Source organism: uncultured Porphyromonas sp. (assembly GCF_905372525.1).
Classification (GTDB): Bacteria; Bacteroidota; Bacteroidia; order Bacteroidales; family Porphyromonadaceae; genus Porphyromonas.
Genome location: NZ_CAJPPN010000006.1, coordinates 42488 through 58857 on the forward strand (window position 1 = coordinate 42488; position 16370 = coordinate 58857).

The window sequence follows — 16370 nt, forward strand, 5'->3', positions numbered from 1 at the left end:
AGCTAGGACTGTACGGGATAGGATGATGAGAGCTACCAGACGGCGATACGATCCTTAGGAGCGATGTACATCTTATCCTTAGGACGGATATTGAAGGCCTTGTAGAATGGAGCTATGTTCTTCAGTGCCTGATTGACACGAAGTATCCCTAGGCTGTGGGGGTCAAGCTTCGTCAGGCGGCGTACCTCCTGCTCGGTGATATTCTGTCCCCAGAGACGAGCATAGGCGATATAGAAGCGCTGAGCAGGGGTAAGCCCCTCGAGCTTCTTCGTTGGGCTATCTCCGCCAGCGATCTGCAGAGCGAGGTAGGCGATGGTCAGCCCTCCTTGGTCGGCGATGTTTTCCCCGAGGGTAAGCTCTCCGTTGGCATGCAGGCCTGGTGCGACGATGTTACCCGAGAACTGCTTCGCCAGGCGCTGTGTCGTTGCCTCGAACTTCTTGCGGTCCTCAGCGGTCCACCAGTTGTTCATGTTGCCATCCTTGTCGAAGTTGGCACCTTGGTCATCGAAGCCGTGGGTCATCTCGTGTCCGATGACGACACCGATAGCTCCATAGTTCACAGCGTCATCAGCATCCATATTGAAGAAAGGAGGCTGGAGGATACCTGCGGGGAAGCAGATCTCATTGGTCGTAGGCATGTAGTAGGCATTGACCTCCTGAGCGTTCATGAGCCAGCGTGTGCGGTCTACGGGTTTGCCGAGGTCCTTGAGGTTGTCCTGCTGGAAGAAGCGTACGGCAGCCTGTAGGTTCTCGTAGTAGGTCTTGGCTGCGTCGATCTCCATCGAGCTATAGTCCTTCCACTTGTCGGGATAGCCGATCTTCACGACGAAGCTACTGAGCTTCTCCTTGGCACGCTGCTTCGTCTCTGGGCTCATCCAGCTCAGGCCTTCTACACGCTGCCCAAGAGCTGTCTGTAGGTTCCTTACCAGCTGGAGCATACGCTCCTTAGCCTCGGGGGAGAAGTACTGCTTGACATAGATCTCACCCAGAGCCTCTCCTAGTAGACCCTCTACGGTGCTTAGGCTACGCTTCCAGCGTGGGTGCATCTCCTTCTTACCACTGAGTTGCTTACCGAAGAAGTCAAACTTTGCCTCCACAAACTCATCGCTCAGGGCATCGGCTGCCCCACTGACGGCTCGGGCTATGAGGAAGTCTCGGAGCTCCTCGAAGGCAACACCTGCATACCACTTGTCGAAGGCCTTGAAGAAGTCGAGCTGGGAGAAGTTAGCTCGCTCTAGCTCTAGCCCTCGAGCCTTGAAGTAGCCAGCCCAGTCGAAGCCCGTATGCTGCTGTGCGAAGTCCTGTATGCGGAGCATGTTGTAGTTACGCTCCGTGTCTCTGAGTTCCGTATTGGAGTAGGAGAACTGTGCCAGCTCGGTCTCTAGCTTCAGCGTATTGTGTGCTATACGCTGGGCATCGCTGGGGCTATAGCCTGCGAGCGTGAGCACACGTACGAGGTAGGCCTCGTAGCCAGAGCGGATCTTCTTCATCTCCTCGCTCTGCTCTACGTAGTAGTCTCGGGTATGTAGGCCTAGGGAGGTCTGTCCTAGGGCGAGGATGTTCATCGTACTATTCTTCTCGTCTGCCCCTACGTAGGAGGAGAAGAGAGTCCCCTCTCCATAGGTCTGATCGAGCTCGGCAGCGAGGCGGAGTACGTCTACCTTGTCCCGGAGTTCGCCGAGGCGGGTGAGCTCGGCCTTGATGGGGGCAGCACCGAGGCGATTGCGTGTGACGCTATCCATCGCCTGATTGTAGAGGGTAGCTACACGATAGTTGTTAGTCCCCTTGACCTGCTCATGGGTCGTGAGCTCGGCGATGATCCTGTGCACCTGAGCTGTGGTCGTATCTCGGAGGACATCGAAGGTACCGAAGCGGCTATAGGCTGGCTTGAGGGGATTCTTACGTATCCATCCGCCATTGACATAGTGATAGAAGTCCGTCTGTGGGCGGACGGCCTTGTCCATATCGGCGAAGTTGATGGCAGGGACCTTTGTCGTCCCTGCCTGCTGTGCGCTAGCTGTGCTGACAGCTCCTTGGGCTAGGAGTGCTCCTAGAGCGAGCGTGGTGATCGTTCTACTTATCTTCATGAGTCATATGTCTTAGAGGAGATGCTTTGCTCCCTATTGAGTCTCGTTGTGGGGACAAATGTACATATTTTGTACCGCTCTTCCCCTAGAGTGTGACCACCTCTACGCCCCTCCCCACATGGGAGGGTGTAGAGGTGGTATAGATAGGTACAGTATACCTATGAAGGGTGAGGCCAGCCCTAGAGGGGAAGGGTCTTAGCACGTAGCCAGCTGGCCTCCTCTGCCGTGAGGTCGGGGGAGAGGGTCTGATAGACACGCTCCTGATAGGCATTGTACCAAGCGACCTCCTCGGCAGTCAGTAGCTCCTTCTTGACAAGCGTATTGTCGAGGTAGCAGAGGGTGACGGTCTCGAAGCCAAAGAAACGTCCAAACTCGGTCTCCTCCCTTAGCTCCGTGACTACGAGGTTCTCGATGCGAATACCGTACTTACCCGAGCGGTAGATGCCAGGCTCGTTGCTGGTGATCATCCCTATCTCGAGCTCAGTAGGATTGACCTCGGTACGGATGTTCTGTGGCCCTTCGTGCACGTTGAGGAAGTAGCCTACGCCGTGTCCGGTACCATGACCATAGTTCAGCCCACGATCCCAGAGTGCCTTGCGGGCCAGGATGTCGAGCTGGCTACCACGTGTGCCCTCGGGGTACTGAGCCAGAGCGATCTGGATGTGTCCCTTCAGTACGAGCGTGTAGTCCGTGCGTAGCTCATCGCAGGGGGTGCTGAGGGCTATGGTACGTGTGATGTCCGTAGTCCCATCGAGGTATTGGCCTCCGCTGTCGAGTAGGAGTACGCCCTCGTTGCGTACGGTAGCCGATCCCTCGGCAGTAGCATGGTAGTGGACGATAGCTCCGTTGCCTAGATAGCCACAGATGGTAGCGAAGCTGTCTCCGTAGAAATTCTTCCCCTTGGCTCGGTGCTCGTTGAGTCGGATATCGAGCTCATGCTCGGTGTAGGTCTCACCCCGGGCTAGAGCCTCCTCGAGCCACTTGAAGAAGCGGGTCAGAGCTACCCCGTCACGAGCCATCACTGTACGTAGGTTGGAGAGCTCGGTCTCGTTCTTGATCGCCTTCAGCTGAGTGAGGGCAGATACCCCGATCACCTTGCGGCAGTGTGCTGGGATCTCGGCGTAGAGGCGGTAGGTGATCCGCTTAGGGTCTACGAGCAGACGTACATCATCGCCTAGTGAGCGGACGAAGCTGTCGATCTGGTAGTAGTCCTCGATGCGTACTCCATTCTCCGTTAGGGAGGCTCGTACCTCTGGTGTGACCTTCTCGGGCAGGACGAAGAGGACGGCCTCCTCGGCGCCTATGTAGCCGAAGCCGACCCCGACAGGGTTGTAGGCGACGTCATAACCACGAATGTTGAAGACCCAGGCGAGCTCGTCGATCATAGTGATGATCGTAGCATTAGCCCCCTTGCTCAAGAGACGTGTGCGCACCTCGGCGATACGCTCGGCCGCAGTACGCCCTGCATACTCGGCGGGGTGGACGAAGAGCGGCTTGCTGGGGATCGAGGGACGGTCTGGCCATATAGCCTCTAGTAAGTCTTGGTCTAGGCGGTACTCGATCCCGTAGACCTCCAGCTGACGCTTCGTATCCTCGACCTCCTGTGCTGATAGGCAGACACCATCGGCAGCGGCGATAGCTCCCGAGGGGAGCTCCTTGGCTAGGAAGCCCTCTATGCTGGGTGTCCCTGGGACGCCCATCTTGTAGAGGTCGATCGTCGAGCCCTCCAGCTGAGTCGTTGCCTGGAGAAAGTATCGGGAGTCGGTCCAGAGTCCAGCCTTGTCTAGGGTCACGACGACTGTGCCCGCCGAGCCATTGAAGCCACTGATCCAGCTCCTACCCTGCCAGCGGAGCGGGGTGTACTCGCTCAGGTGGGCGTCAGAGGAGGTGATGATGTAGGCGGAGATGCCCTTAGCCTTCATCTCTTGGCGAAGGCGTGCCAAGCGTTCTGTGATTACACTCATAGTGATTGATGTTATTTGGATGTATCCTAATATAATGTCTATGTCCTGCCGTGGCGTGAGGTGCTAGCCCCGGCTCTGGTGCTCGCTGCGCAGGAGGTCGTTGACCTCCTTGACGGGGTTGAAGGTCTCGAGGGGAACCTCCACGAAGAGCGTGTTCCAGTCGTGCATCGCTCCGTTCCATAGCCCAGGCAGCTCTAGTGCGAGGAGCTCCTCCCCGCCAACGCTCTTGTGAGCAACAAAGGCTGTACGGGGGTTGACGTACTTCGTCAGGTCAAAGGGCTCGCCCTTGTAGTCTCGGATCGCACAGACGAGGTCTACGGGGTTGAAGTAGCTCCCAGCCTCGAAGTAGGCACGCTGCGTCGCATCATTCATATTGATCTGGCTGCTCTCCAGGATCTGGAGCGAGCTACTACCATCGACCTCTCGGATGATGAAGGGCCCTCCCCCGGGCTCACCCTCGTTGCGTACCATGCCACAGACACGTATGGGGCGGTTAAGCTTACCCTGTATCCAGGTCGTTAGGCTCTGATCATCTCGCTCTAGGGAGTCGGGGAGAGTGATACAGAGCTGGCTGTCCATGAAGGCGATGATCTCCTCTAGGAGTGCGTGCGAGGGCTTGCCCCGATCGAGCTGTCTTAGGTAGCTGAAGATCTGCCGACGTACCCCGATGAGTATCCCACCGAGGAACTTCTTGTAGATCACCGTCGCACTCTTGTACTGGTCGAGGACGACGTTGTCGATGTTCTTGATGAAGACGACATCGGCTGGGAGTGTCCCGAGGTTGCGGATGAGGGCGCCATGACCCCCAGGACGGAAGAGGAGTCGCCCGTCTGCCTTCCTGAAGAGACTACCATCTGGGTGTAGTGCTAGGGTGTCGGTCGAGGGGTGTTGCTCGCTGAAGTCTATGTGGTAGAGTACCCCATAGTGCTCCTCATAGCTGGTCTTGACACTAGAGAGGAGGGACTCGAAGTCTCTGAGGTGCTCCGGAGAGACGGTGAAGTGTAGACGGACGTGTCCATCCCGATCCTTGGCATAGAGTGCTCCCTCGACGAGGTGCTCCTCGGCGGCCGTGCGGGTGTAGTCCTTGTACTTGTGGAAGAGGAGGAGCCCCTTAGGCTTAGCTCCATAGCCTAGTCCCTTGGGTAGGAGGAGGTTCTCCACGATGGCACGATAGTCTCCCGAGGCGATGAGCTTGGGGATGGTCTTCCAGTTGTTGCGTAGGCAGACTTCGTTGAGACTCTCATAGAAGGCAAAGCTACTGATGTGGTCAAAGAAGTACTGTTCGGCGGGCTTCTCGGGTTGGGTGTAGGGGGCGTCGAGGAAGTTGTAGAGCATCTTGAACATCCGAGAGGCTGCCCCTGAGGCCGGAGTCATCTTATACACATGGGCTTCACCCGAGAGGAGGTACTCCTCCCACAGATCCATATATCGAGCCTGCTCCTCAGCCTCGACACGGATGATCCCTCGCTCAAGTGAAGCCGAGGCAATGATGCTGAGGTAGGGGAAGCCACTACGGATATCGTGCACCTGTGCCTCGGCCTCCTCTACGGAGATACCTCGTAGCTGGAGCTCCTCGATGTCCTCTGGGCTAAATAAAACACTGTCCATAATCATGAGTCCTAAATTAAGCTGTGTAGCTGTGTCACGCTCGTACGATCCTCCGCCCGTATGGACTCTGGGTACGATACGTCACAGAATGGTCACCGTAAAGTTAGTGAATAACTACATACGGCGTTCTCCCTAGAGGACGGACGCATGAAATCCCTATAGACTGAGGACAAGATGATCGAGGAGCACAACCTCAGGTAGAAACATCCGCCCTATAGGTGCAGATTCACTCGGTATAGACCGACTACCTAGGAGCGAAAAGTATACACGTGTGTACACCTTTGTGTACCTGCGTGTATACAAGAGTGTACCTGCGTGTACACAACATCGCTCTAAGTAGGACCTCCGCAGGGGGCTCGTATGAGCATCCCTTGGGGCTAAGCTCAGGTACTGCTAGAGCCTATGCCTAAGGCTTCTCAGAGTTCGTAATAAGCCCCCCGAGGAGTCTGAGAGAGCGAAGTACCCAACGGGTACATACAATGGGTGCTGTTTCCCCGGGAGCTCAATCAGGAAAGGGTACTTAGAGCACAGAAATGCTCCTATATAAAGAATGTCCCCGCCACCTTAGGTAGGTGGCGGGGACGTTCATGCGGAGTCCGCTGAAGGAGGATAGAGGTTACCGCTGTCGAGTTATCTGGGTCGGTGTCACAATGCCACCCGTGACCCAATAGCGAGGAGGGAAAGAGCCTCTGTAGGGTAAGAAGCTGCTAGAGCTCCCCTCCATCCTCAAGCTCCTCGAACTCCCCCTCGACAGAGAAGAAGACGAGAAGAGACGGGCCTAGGTGTATGAGCTGGGTGGCCTCTGCCCACGGGCTGTCATAGGGTAGTCGTTCCATAGTATCAGCGTGTACTAGAGGTCCCTGAATAGGCGGACGCAGGCATAGTTGGTTGGGGCTCCGAAAGTGCCATGTGCAAACCAAAATCTATTTAATCCAAGGATCTTATGGTAGTCCTTATACTGGCTGTGGTACGGAAAGCATAAAGTGCTCGTCCAATAGTAGAATGCCACTCCAGGCTCGAGGGGATGGTGAGGATCCTTGTTTTGTGGAGCCCATCTCCCCGCCATTGGTAAGTGGCGGACGATCACATTAGTATGTCTGCCCCACCAACTCTCTGAGGAGATATCGTCAATCCCCTCATGAGCCCCTGGACCTAAGTAACAAGACTTGACTACAGCCCTTCCTCCCTCTGTACTATATCTCCATGCGCTATAGCATCGACTATTAGATGAGGCTTGGAAGCGTGTAGCATAGCAGATGGAATGAGGGAAATCCCTTTTGTAAGAAGACTGTATCGTTCGTTTTTCCCCACCCTCTTGGACTTCTTCGCTCTCCTTAGATCGTTCACTGTTCCTGCCGCCGTACTCTCGCTCAAAGGCAAAGCCAGCACCCATCACTGTTGTCCAGTCCCGCTCGGTAGGTAGTCGCCATCCCGGTATCCTCTTTCCGAGCTCCTCTGCCTCCCGATAATAGTAGAGTTGAAGGGTGGTATTACTGAAGTCTCTAGTTCGGGCTGCATGAGGATATGCACCCGTGTAGTTCATCTCATCCACTTGCTCAAGGGGATTTCCAGCAGGAAGTATCCGGGGGTGTATGGTAAGGCAGATACCGTCTCGAAGTGTCTTGCTGGGAGGAGTAATATACGCTCCGAGAGTCGAGAAGAGGGGGGATGAAGTATGCCTCTGTCGCTCGGAGACACGATCTCGCACCGTAGCCTTGGTTACCGAGAGAGCATGGGCTCCCCATAGGCTGATCCTATTAGGCATCATCCAGAGGTAGTAGTAGGCATCGTCATCCTCCCCAGCAGACATATCCCTGGTGGGTTGCTCTAACTCATATTTACGTACCCATCCCTGCTCTGATAGCTCATCATCGAAGCTCCACCGAGGGGGCTCACCGTAGGAGATGTTGAGATCGAAGGAGCCCTTAGAGTCGCAGATACGTGACTGGATTTCATATCCGTATACTTGGATATGGGCGTAAGGGAGTGCATTGGAGGCTCGTATTCGGAATAGGGTTCCTTGGGGTCTGAAGGTGAGTTTCTCCTTCGCCCCTGCATCATAGCTCCCATTGGGCTGTTTTCGTAGCTCGAGCTCAACCCATTGGGAGATGTAGGGGACTTCGAGACCGATACTGTGTCCCACCGTCACCCGCTTGAGGGGAGAGGCTCCGCTATCAAAGTGTACTCTCCCAGACCCTTCATTAAGTTGGCCACCGATAAGAGCCATTAGATACCATCTATGTCCACCATCGGGAGAGAAGTCTTGTTGATTGGCTCTTAGGCGTATTTCGGAGAGTTCTAGCTTGAGCTGGTTGTCCCCTTTGACCTTGAACTCTGCAGTAACGAACGTAGCAGGAATGTTAGGGTCTTCACAGCGGACGACGCAGTGGATGGGAATGAATGGGGTCGAAAGGTGTACTTTAGGGAGTCCCTTAGGATCTACCTTGTAGTCTAGGTAGCGAGCTTCGTTTAGCTTCCCCTCAAGGGAGAGCCTGATCATACACGTATCGCTGGATAGGCGAGTGTTGTTGTCCTTTGTCTTTGGCTCGTCTACGAGTCCCCTGCTACAGGCATTGAGTGAGCAGAGGATAGAGAGTAAGATGAGATAGAGCCTTACCTTTGTCTTCATTGTCTTTTGTGGATATGCGTGTTTATTATGATAGATGGTTCACCAGATTTGATGGTGCAAGTAGTCTGTGGGGCAGGTGCGAGGTCGTCATGCCCAGTACGAGAGACACCGCATAGCGTAGACAGCCGAAGGTACAGAGATGTATGATATACTCTGACCTGTGACTGTGCCACGTCGGTGTGCCCCCCTCGAGGAAGAGAGGGTGATAGATGTGCTTGGAGCACCCTAGGGGAGCTGTAGCAGTGAGGTAGGTGCTAAGGGGAGCGTGTGTTCGTAGTGTGTCCTCAGGCATCCTAGCAAGACCCTTGATAGGGAAATGCGGGTGCAAATGTAGTCAAATTCCTTGGCTCTACACTCCTTCGACCAACTTGTCTCCTGCCTCATGCCCTCCTTGATGAGACAAACGAGGAGAAGATAGTGTGGAGGGATAGAGGGGAGATAAGGCTTGGTGTATGCAGGCTGGTATATCCCCCCTATCGGAGAATATATGCGAGGAGGGCTTAGCTCTCTCGCTTGTTGGAGAGCTGTGCCATCAGGTCAGAGAGAGAGCTATCGCCCTTGGAGGAGGCAAGCTGAGCATGTGTCTGGCAGAGGTGGCCGAGGAGTAGATCGAGGACCGTCCTTTGCTCCTGCTCTAGGGGCTGGGAGACGAGCATAGCTGCTAGACGTAGCTGAGGGAGTACCTTGGCGAGCTCTGCACGTCCTAGAGGGGTGATGGAGACGAGCACACTCCTGCGGTCTCGCTCATCGGGACTCTCCTGGACGAGTCCCTTCGCTGCTAGTCTCCGTATGACCTCTGCCCCGGTAGTCTTCTCGATCGCATTGAGGGTATTGAGAGCAGTCTTGGATAGAGGCCCTCCCATCAGGCTGACGAGGTAGGAATACTCCTCTTCGCTCTGTAAGAGCTGAGACACGGCGAGGGCACGCTTGATATAGCTCCTTGAGTAGCGTTGTAGGAGACTGAGCTGTCGAGCGATCGATACCTCATGAGATAGAGGTGTAGGAGAGCTCTGTAGTGTCGGTCGGTCGTGTAGGAGACTGCTGGCAAAGGCGATGAAGCTCTGTAGACTGAGCTCCTGCTCCGAGGGAAAGGCCTCCTCGAAGAGCTCCAGATAGTCGAGTAGCTCTGTGAGTAGTCGTTTACTTCTCATCCAAGGGGAGGCTAGCGGGTGAATCCCTTCTTCTTGATATTACGACGGGCTAGGTCGAGCTGAGCCTCTACCCGCTGAGCCGAGTCTACTCTGCTAGAGTAAGAGAGCCAAGAGAGGACGATCTGATAGCTCATATCATCATGTAGAGGCGAGGTACTATCCGCAAGTATCGCCTTGTACACTCGGAGCATCGTGGGGAGCTGCTCGTCTGTACATTGCTCCAGCGAACGCGTAAGAGCAGGGCTGACCCGAGCTGTATCTAACCCTGAGATGAAGCCACAGAAGTCATAGATCCTATATTCGATAGCGTCGGGCTTGGCGTCTGCAGGGAGCTCATGATCCCAATAGTGTCCGATGATATAGTCCAGCTGGTCCGTTAGCGATGTGATGTGCTGAGGCACCAGTACCTGCCCCGAACTAATCGATTGCATCCTAGGACGACAAGCCGTGATCATCAGCCCTAGGATGACGGCGAAAGGAAGGATGTGTCTACTAGTCATAGAAGTTGTTTCGAAAAGCAGTAAACTCTCTCCTGCGCAGGATGTGCTTCCCCCACCACGCTCTCACAAATCCCGAGCCATAACCCCAGAGCTGGATGAAGCATGCAGGGACAGCCCATAGTGCCACCTCGGTATCCTTGGTCTTCTGATAAGCGTCTATGAAGAAAAGGAGGGCAAGTAGAGCGAGCAGTGCCACCCCCACACTCGATAGGATGGCGATGATATAGACGAGAGAGAGTAGAGCTGAGGGATAGAGTGCGTACGGAAACCCAATGCGTAGGAATAGCTTCGTACTCACCCAAGCAGCTATCACGAGGGCAGAGAGTACGGTGAAGAGAGTCGGGAGGCAGTGTACCAGACGAGTACTGCCTGGGTGGCGAGTCTCTAGGTGGATACGAGCGATGCCCGAGTTGTGCACCTGCTTGAAGAAGCGACGAAGGTCTACCCTTCGCTTATGGTAGACATAGGCCTCAGGGATGAGGACCGTGCGGGCACCTGCCTCCTGCAGACGCAGACTAAAGTCAATGTCCTCGCCGAAGCGCATCCCAACATCGAAGCCCCCTAGCTGAAGGAAGAGTGTCCGACGACACCCGAGGTTGAAGCTCCTAGGCTTGAACTGCTCCATCGCATCGGCACTTCCCCCTCTAATCCCCCCTGTGGTGAGGGTCGAGGTCATAGCATAGTTGATCGCCTTCTGTATCGGAGTGAAGTCCTCAGAGGCTGTGTCTGGCCCTCCGAAGGCATCGATATCTCCACTAGATAGAGCCTTGTCTACGGCACGTAGGTAGCCCTCCGGGAGGACGACGTCTGAGTCGAGGATGATGATGTAGTCGCCCTTGGCATAGCTAGCCCCGATATTGCGTGCTCGCGAGGGACCTCCATTGGGTATCTGATAGTAGTAGAGAGAATAGATCTGCGGGACAAAGCGCTGGATGACCTCCTCTGAGGTGCGGGTAGATCCATCCTCTACGACGATGACTTCGTAGTCCCCTAGGCTCTGATGCATGATGCTCTCGAGGAGCTCCTGTAGCTCCTCGGGACGATTGTAGACAGGGATGATGAAGCTATAACGCATAGGCTATCGATATATAGCTATAGAGACCACTCGGTCCCCTCCTTGGTATCCTTGATGGTGAAGCCTAGAGCCTCCAGCTCCTTACGTATGTGGTCTGAGGTAGCCCAGTCCTTCTTCCCCTTGGCCTCGGAGCGCACCGCTAGTAGTAGGTCTACGGCACCAGCGAAGGCCTCGTGTGAGGCACTGTCTCCCATACGCTCATCACGTAGACCGAGTAGGTCAAATAGGAAGAGGCGGTAGGCCACCTTCAGCTCCTCTAGTTCTGCCTCGGTGATGGTCGCCTGGGCATTGTGTACGGCATTGATGGCACGTGCGGCCTCGAAGAGCTCGGCGATGACGATCGGTGTATTCAGGTCATCACAGAGTGCCGTGTGGCAACGCTCTGCTAGCCCCCCCACCGAGACGCTGGAGCTGTCACTCACTCTCAGTGTATCGAGGAGACCTGCTGCATCCATCAGACGTGTGAGCCCCTTCTCCGCTGCTTGTAGAGCCTCATTACTGAAGTCTACCGTCCCACGATAGTGAGCACTCAGGATGAAGAAGCGTATGGTCATCGGGCTGTATGCCTGAGTGAGTAGGGGATGATCGCCCGTGAAGAACTGATCGAGGGTGATGAAGTTCCCAAGGGACTTGCCCATCTTCTGTCCCCCGATGGTGATCATATTGTTGTGCATCCAGTAGCGTACCATGGGCTCGCCATGCTGTGATGCCTTTGCCTGAGCGATCTCGCACTCGTGGTGAGGGAAGATAAGGTCCATACCGCCCCCATGGATATCGAACTGCTCCCCTAGGTACTTACGTCCCATCGCAGTGCACTCTGCGTGCCAGCCGGGGAAGCCTTCGCTCCATGGGCTAGGCCAGCGCATGATGTGCTCTGGCTGAGCCTTCTTCCAGAGAGCGAAGTCAAGCGGGTTACGCTTCTCATCCTGTCCATCTAGTGCACGGGTATTGCTCTGCATATCCTCGATACGTCGCCCACTCAGTTCTCCATAGTTGTAGCTCCTATTATACTTCTCTACATCGAAGTACACGGAGCCTTCGCTGACATAGGCGAAGCCTGCATCTAGGATCTGCTGTGTGAGCTGGATTTGCTCAATGATATGTCCCGAGGCCATGGGCTCAATACTTGGGGGCAGTACACCGAGGCGATCCATCGTATGGTGGTAGCGTGTCAGGTAGTACTGCACGACCTCCATGGGCTCTAGTTGCTCGAGCCTAGCCTTCTTGGCGATCTTGTCCTCACCCGCATCGGCATCGTGCTCTAGGTGCCCCACGTCGGTGATATTGCGTACATAGCGTACCTGATAGCCTAGATGGCGGAGGTATCTGAAGAGTATATCGAAGGTAATGGCAGGACGAGCATGTCCTAGGTGTGCATCCCCATAGACCGTAGGGCCACAGACGTAGAGCCCGACGTGGGGGGGGTGGTTAGGTACGAATTGCTCCTTTCTGCGATGTAGGGTATTATAGATGGACAGTGGATGCTCCATTGCTTGCTTCAAATCACTTATGTTGTATATCGTATCTGCAAAGGTAACACTTTACTAGGTCTTTACATCGGTCTGTTATTTATTCCCCACTTGGGTATCTCCTAGGGAGGTACTCTATCCTACATGTTCCCGTCGTAATCTATCCCTCAGCTCCCTATAATAGTGGAGGGCTGCTCCCCTAGGCACGATGCCTATCGGGGAGCAGCCCTCTCTGTCGTTGGGTGAGCCTCCCTCGGTGAGGGGGGATCATCAGCTGGGAGGATTACTTCGCTACCTTAGCTGAGTGAGCTCTGCGACGCTTAGCTACCTCGTAAGCAATAGGGGTAGCTACGAAGAGTGTACAGTAGGTGCCGAAGACGACACCGAGTAGGATCGCGAAGGTGAAGCTACGCATCGAAGCACCGCCGAACATGAATACGATAGCCATCACGAGGAAGGTCGTGAACGAGGTGTTCAGCGTACGGGATAGGGTAGAGTTCAGAGCACCGTTGACGACCTCGAAGCGGTCAGCCTGTGGATGATTGTTCACCTCCTCACGGATACGGTCAAAGACGATCACGACGTCATTGATGGCGTACCCAATGATAGCCAGTAGGGCAGCGATGAAGTTCTGATCTACCTCCATGGTGAAGGGCATTACCTTCCACAGTAGTACGTAGACAGCGATGATCATCAGCGTCGTCGTCGTGACAGAGGCGAAGGCACCGATGGAGAAGGCTACGTTGCGGAAGCGGATGAGGATGTAGATAGCCATGAAGAGCAGGGACAGCCCTACGGCGATGAGAGCCTGACGGGTGATGTCGCTCGACATGCTTGCGCTCACCTTCTGCGAGCTCACGATGTACTGGTCTGCGAAGTCTGCCTGAGAGGGCTGGCTCTTGTAGAAGCCGCTGAGCCCCTTGTAGAGTCTGTCTACAATCTTCTGTTCGACATCATCGCCAGAGTCTTCGATGAGGTAGTTGGTGGAGATACGTACCTGATCACCCTCTGTACCGATAGCCGTTAGTACCAGCTTGCCATCGAGCTCAGGAGCGAGCCGTTCACGTACCTGCTGGTTGTCTACCTGCTGGTCAAACTTGATGATGTAGTTACGACCACCGGAGAACTCGATCCCCTGGTTGATACCCACCGTGAATAAGCCTACGAGGCCAGCCACGACGAGGAGGACTGGGAGGGCATACCCCTTGAGGCGTGCGCTGAGGAAGCTGTAGGTAGGATTGACCAGGAGGTTCTTGGTCATGAAGGTCGTGTAGGTGACCTTGTCTAGCTTATGACGCTTGTCAAGTGCCTCGAAGATCATACGGGTAAGGAAGACCGCCGTGATGAAGGAGGAGATCAGACCGATAATAAGCGTCGTCGCAAACCCTCGGATAGGACCTGTACCGAAGTAGAAGAGGACTACCCCAGTGATGATCGTCGTGAGGTTGGAGTCAAAGATAGCACTGAAGGCATTGCCATACCCATCGGCGATAGCACGGGTCATGCCCTTGCCATGGCGGAGCTCTTCCTTGATACGCTCATTGATAAGCACGTTAGCGTCCACGGCCATACCTAAGGTAAGTACAAGACCGGCGATACCTGAGAGGGTCAGTACGGCATTGAAGGAGGCCAAGATACCTAGCGTGAAGAAGCTATTGATGACGAGTGCGAGGTTGGCGATCATACCTGGGATGAAGCCATAGGCCAGACACATATAGATCATCAGCAGCACGAGAGCGATAGCGAAGGAGATGATCCCAGACTGGATCGAAGCCTTCCCGAGGGTCGGCCCGACGACATTCTCCTGCTCGATGACGATGCTGGTCTCCATCTTACCGGAGTTAAGCACGTTGGCTAGGTCGGTAGCCTCTTCGATGGTGAAGTTCCCCGTGATGGAGGAGTGTCCACCGGCGATCTCTCCATTGACGTTCGGAGCGGAGTATACGACACCATCGAGGACGATGGCGATAGAGCGGTTGGTATTCTCCTTTGTTAGGCGAGCCCAGATCTGGGCGCCCTCTTGGTTCATGGACATCGAGACCTGAGTCTGAGCACCACCTATACCTCGGTTGTCGACATCGGCCTTGGCCGTGGTGACGACGTCTCCAGAGAGGTCTGGCTTACCCGTGCGGTTGGTACGGATAGCATAGAGCTCATAGAGGTCTGTGACCTTGTGGGTCTTGGGGTCCTCGATAGCCTTAGCGCCCCAGAGGAGCATGAGGTCTTCGGGGAGGAGCTGATATTCGTAGGCGATGGACAGGAGGGAGTCGATACGATTACGATCTCGGTCACGAGCGATAGCTACCGTAGCCCCACCACGACCACCGAGCATGAGGTAGTTGCTCAGCGTGTCACGTACAGCTATAGGAGCCTTAGCCACGGGAGTGGGCTCCTGCGTCTCTACGGCTGCTAGGCTGTCTTGTTGGGTCTGTTCAGAGATGGGGATGGGCTGGGCCTCGGGGGCAGAGAGCGTCAGGAGACGTGCACTGAGTCCCTGTAGGTCATTGGCTACCTCCTCGTACTGATAGGTACGCCAGAACTGGAGGTTGGCACTACGCTGTAGGAGCTCGCGTACGCGCTCTGGATCCTTGACGCCAGGGAGCTCTACGAGGATACGTCCCTGACCCTCTAGTCGCTGTAGGTTTGGTGCTACGACACCGAAGCGGTCGATACGTGTACGCAGGACATTGAACGAAGCCTCAACCGCGCTGTTGTACTTCTCCTTGAGGAGCTCGATGACCTTAGCCTCCGAGGTCGAAGGGTTGATCTGATCACGTAGGTCACCAGCACCGAAGAGCACCGCTAGGTTGGCATTAGGCACCAACTTCTTGTATTCGGTGACGAACTGGTCGATGTAGTTGCTCTGCGAAGTGCTCTTCGAGGCAGCATCGATCGCCTTCTTGAAGTTAGGGTCTTCGGAGTTGTTGGCTAAATTCTTGACTAGATCACCAGCATTGAGCTTGAGGACTACATTCATCCCGCCCTTGAGGTCGAGACCGAGACCGATCTGCTGGCGACGTGCTTCCTTGAGCGTGTAGCCTAGGTAGACCTTCTCATTAGCCATGGAGTCGAGATAGGCCTTACCTGCCTCCTCTCCCATCTTCTCTGCCTTCGTATCATAGTGGTTCGTTACGAAGGAGAAAGACAAGTAAAAGGCACAGATCAAAGCCAGGCTCGCTGTGATGAAAGTCACAAATCCTTTGTTTTGCATCGTGTTTATTACTTAGTTGTTATATCTTGAATTCCTTGTCTTATATATATCTACTAGGTACAATATGCCCACAAAAATAGCCGAATTTTCCGTAATATCAGTTAGCTCTCCCCTCCGTTGCCCTCCTTTGTCTCCCAGCCCTCAGCATATTACCGCCCATACTTGCTCCCTCAGTGCCCTCCTCTTGCCGAGCATTCCTTGGGCTCCCCCTCGGTCTTCCCCTCCATCTATACAATATAATATATGTGTGGTCTCCCAGCTCTAATAGTGTGGCGTGGGGGCGGACGTATACTCCCACAGCCTGCCCGGCTCTTGGGCTCTTTGGAGGGATTAGCTCTTGTCCTAGGAGGGAGATGCTGTCCCTCTATAGGGCTCGCCGTTAGCCCTAGGAGACCCATATGGGAGAGCCCTACAGCGGTCATACCTAGAGCGGGGTTGTGTACACGTGGGTACACACTAGTGTACATCCTATGTATACTCTAGTATACACGCGTGTATACTTTTCCCCTCTAGGTAGTCGCCCTATGCTCGATGAGTCGCACCTAGGGTATAGAGGTCGCTATCCGAGGTGGCGCACCACGACTACTTCGCCTCCACCCCTTACGTGGCTCCATCCATTTGCCCTACGTCGTAGCGTGGAGGACAGCGGTGGAAGACCCCAAGAGATACCTCCCAA

General features: G+C 54.9%; 10 protein-coding genes. All 10 read right to left on the bottom strand.

The annotated features are described in order from the left end of the window. Positions 1-32 precede the first annotated feature (32 nt). The 10 genes from QZ170_RS02340 to secDF all read right to left on the bottom strand — a co-directional run bounded on the left by QZ170_RS02340 (position 33) and on the right by secDF (position 15694). Positions 33-2087 (bottom strand): M13 family metallopeptidase, encoded by a 2055-nt coding sequence (locus QZ170_RS02340; RefSeq protein ID WP_297176499.1) that lies wholly within the window; start codon positions 2085-2087, stop codon positions 33-35. Positions 2088-2266: 179 nt separating this feature from the next. After that, positions 2267-4051, bottom strand: a complete 1785-nt coding sequence (locus QZ170_RS02345) for an aminopeptidase P family protein (RefSeq protein ID WP_297176502.1) — start codon at positions 4049-4051, stop codon at positions 2267-2269. 63 nt (positions 4052-4114) lie between these two features. Next, positions 4115-5659, bottom strand: a complete 1545-nt coding sequence (locus tag QZ170_RS02350) for a DUF4301 family protein (protein ID WP_297176505.1) — start codon at positions 5657-5659, stop codon at positions 4115-4117. 707 nt (positions 5660-6366) lie between these two features. After that, complete coding sequence (locus tag QZ170_RS02355; RefSeq protein WP_297176507.1) at positions 6367-6495, bottom strand: hypothetical protein; 129 nt, start codon at positions 6493-6495, stop codon at positions 6367-6369. Between the two features lie 14 nt (positions 6496-6509). Then, positions 6510-8288, bottom strand: coding sequence for a hypothetical protein (locus QZ170_RS02360; protein WP_297176509.1), 1779 nt, complete (start codon positions 8286-8288; stop codon positions 6510-6512). A gap of 500 nt (positions 8289-8788) precedes the next feature. Then, positions 8789-9439 carry a winged helix DNA-binding protein gene (locus QZ170_RS02365; protein ID WP_297176512.1) on the bottom strand — a complete coding sequence of 217 codons (651 nt, stop codon included), beginning with the start codon at positions 9437-9439 and terminating at the stop codon, positions 8789-8791. 11 nt (positions 9440-9450) lie between these two features. Then, complete coding sequence (locus QZ170_RS02370; protein WP_297176515.1) at positions 9451-9939, bottom strand: DUF5106 domain-containing protein; 489 nt, start codon at positions 9937-9939, stop codon at positions 9451-9453. Beyond that, the gene (locus QZ170_RS02375; RefSeq protein ID WP_297176518.1) at positions 9932-11014 is read right to left on the bottom strand and encodes a glycosyltransferase; all 1083 of its coding nucleotides are present in this window, start codon (positions 11012-11014) and stop codon (positions 9932-9934) included. The genes QZ170_RS02370 and QZ170_RS02375 overlap by 8 nt, the downstream gene beginning before the upstream one ends. A gap of 17 nt (positions 11015-11031) precedes the next feature. Then, entirely contained in the window at positions 11032-12504 is a 1473-nt protein-coding gene (gene cysS / locus QZ170_RS02380; RefSeq protein WP_297176548.1) for a cysteine--tRNA ligase, read from the bottom strand. 262 nt (positions 12505-12766) lie between these two features. Next, entirely contained in the window at positions 12767-15694 is a 2928-nt protein-coding gene (gene secDF / locus QZ170_RS02385) for a protein translocase subunit SecDF (RefSeq protein WP_297176521.1), read from the bottom strand. Positions 15695-16370 lie beyond the last annotated feature (676 nt).

What these genes read in the sequence shown, in the direction of transcription:
- QZ170_RS02340 (WP_297176499.1), bottom strand. Translation starts at nt 2,087, where the DNA reads ATGAAGATAAGTAGAACGATCACCACGCTCGCTCTAGGAGCACTCCTA.
- QZ170_RS02345 (WP_297176502.1), bottom strand. Translation starts at nt 4,051, where the DNA reads ATGAGTGTAATCACAGAACGCTTGGCACGCCTTCGCCAAGAGATGAAG.
- QZ170_RS02350 (WP_297176505.1), bottom strand. Translation starts at nt 5,659, where the DNA reads ATGGACAGTGTTTTATTTAGCCCAGAGGACATCGAGGAGCTCCAGCTA.
- QZ170_RS02355 (WP_297176507.1), bottom strand. Translation starts at nt 6,495, where the DNA reads ATGGAACGACTACCCTATGACAGCCCGTGGGCAGAGGCCACCCAGCTC.
- QZ170_RS02360 (WP_297176509.1), bottom strand. Translation starts at nt 8,288, where the DNA reads ATGAAGACAAAGGTAAGGCTCTATCTCATCTTACTCTCTATCCTCTGC.
- QZ170_RS02365 (WP_297176512.1), bottom strand. Translation starts at nt 9,439, where the DNA reads ATGAGAAGTAAACGACTACTCACAGAGCTACTCGACTATCTGGAGCTC.
- QZ170_RS02370 (WP_297176515.1), bottom strand. Translation starts at nt 9,939, where the DNA reads ATGACTAGTAGACACATCCTTCCTTTCGCCGTCATCCTAGGGCTGATG.
- QZ170_RS02375 (WP_297176518.1), bottom strand. Translation starts at nt 11,014, where the DNA reads ATGCGTTATAGCTTCATCATCCCTGTCTACAATCGTCCCGAGGAGCTA.
- cysS (WP_297176548.1), bottom strand. Translation starts at nt 12,504, where the DNA reads ATGGAGCATCCACTGTCCATCTATAATACCCTACATCGCAGAAAGGAG.
- secDF (WP_297176521.1), bottom strand. Translation starts at nt 15,694, where the DNA reads ATGCAAAACAAAGGATTTGTGACTTTCATCACAGCGAGCCTGGCTTTG.